The following is a 1,388-nucleotide window of genomic DNA, read 5'->3' as shown; positions in this document are numbered from 1 at the left end:
CCCGCCGCACCCCGTGCCACCGCGAATCCACCGGCCCGCACGACGCGGCCCAGATCGGAACAGCCATCGGATCACCTCCTGGTTTCTGCAAACAATGCCAGTTTCAGAAACCTGCTGTCCATGATCCGATAGGGGGGCATCGTTCGTGATCGCCGAGCCGATCTAGGCTCGGCGCATGGCGAGTGGTGCGCGACAACGTGCTCTGGCGGCCGAAATCCGCGACGCGCGCAAGAAGTCCGGGTGGGAAGCCCAAGCGGTGGCGCAACGCCTCGGCTGGTCGAAGGCCACCATGTCGCGCGTCGAGAGCGGCGCCCGCGCGATCAGCGAAGCGGACCTCGCCGCCATCCTCGCGATCATCGGGGTGACCGGGACGGAGCGCGACCGGCTGCTGGGGATGGCGCACGACCTGCACCAACCCGGTTGGTGGGAATCGCGGGCCACAGCCGGTCTTCCGGCGCAGCTGACGGCGGTGCTCGGCTTCGAGCGCGAAGCGCTGCGCATCACCGAACTCACCCTGGCGCTGGTGCCCGGCTTGTTGCAGACCGCCGACTACGCCCGTGCCGTGATGTCCGGTGGCGGCGTACCTGCGCCTGAAGCCGACGCCCGAGTGGCCGTGCGAGTCGGCCGGCAAGAAGTCATCACGCGCCGCCGTGCTCCAGTCGAGCTGACCGCGCTGATCGACGAGGGCGCCCTGCTGCGGCCGGTCGGGACACCTGGCGTCATGGCCGACCAGGTCCACCGGCTGATCAGCATCGGCAAGCGGACGAACGTCACGATCCAGGTGCTCCCGTTCGGCGTGCACCCCGGCATCGACGGCCCGTTCCTGTTCTACGAGTTCGCGAAGGCGCCGTCGATCGTCCACGTCGAGCACCACAGCGCCAGCGCGTTCCTGGACGAACCTGAAGATGTTTCCGCTTACGACGCGCTCCGGAGTACCGTTCTCGCGGCAGCGCTCAGCGCGGTGGAATCGGCCGAGTTGCTGGCGACCTACGCACGCGATTGGGAAGGCAGGGGAACGTGACTTCCGAGCCGCTCAAGGGATGGCGCACCAGTACCCGCACCACGGCGACGCAGACCTGCGTGGAAGTCGGCGGGGCGCCGGGGATCGCGGGCGTGCGGGACACGAAGGACCGCGACGGCGGGACCCTCCGCATCGACTCGGCCCGCTGGGCGGCGTTCCTCACCGCGATCGGCTCCGGCCGCTACGACCGCTGATCGTCCGACGGCCCGTTCGACCGGCCCGACCGAGCGAACGAGCCGCGCCCACGACGCGGAACGGGCCCCCCCCCCCCCGGGGGGGGGGGGGGCGGGGGGGGGGGGGGGGGGGCCCCCCCCCGCCCCGGCGGGGGGGCCCCCCCCCCCCCCGGCGGGCCCCCCCCGGGGGGGGG

The 1,388-nt window shown here is 72.0% G+C and carries 2 protein-coding genes; both read left to right on the top strand.

The genetic code is table 11. The features are described from left to right. Positions 1-175 precede the first annotated feature (175 nt). The gene (locus LCD33_RS28570) at positions 176-1,021 is read left to right on the top strand and encodes a helix-turn-helix transcriptional regulator (protein WP_224968038.1); all 846 of its coding nucleotides are present in this window, start codon (positions 176-178) and stop codon (positions 1,019-1,021) included. Next, entirely contained in the window at positions 1,018-1,215 is a 198-nt protein-coding gene (locus tag LCD33_RS28565; protein ID WP_224968036.1) for a DUF397 domain-containing protein, read from the top strand. The genes LCD33_RS28570 and LCD33_RS28565 overlap by 4 nt, the downstream gene beginning before the upstream one ends. Positions 1,216-1,388 lie beyond the last annotated feature (173 nt).

Origin of the sequence: Saccharopolyspora sp. 7B (genome assembly GCF_020177435.1) — a bacterium.
In the GTDB taxonomy this organism is placed as follows: Bacteria; Actinomycetota; Actinomycetes; order Mycobacteriales; family Pseudonocardiaceae; genus Saccharopolyspora_C; species Saccharopolyspora_C gregorii.
This window is presented reverse-complemented; position numbering and strand designations above follow the sequence as displayed.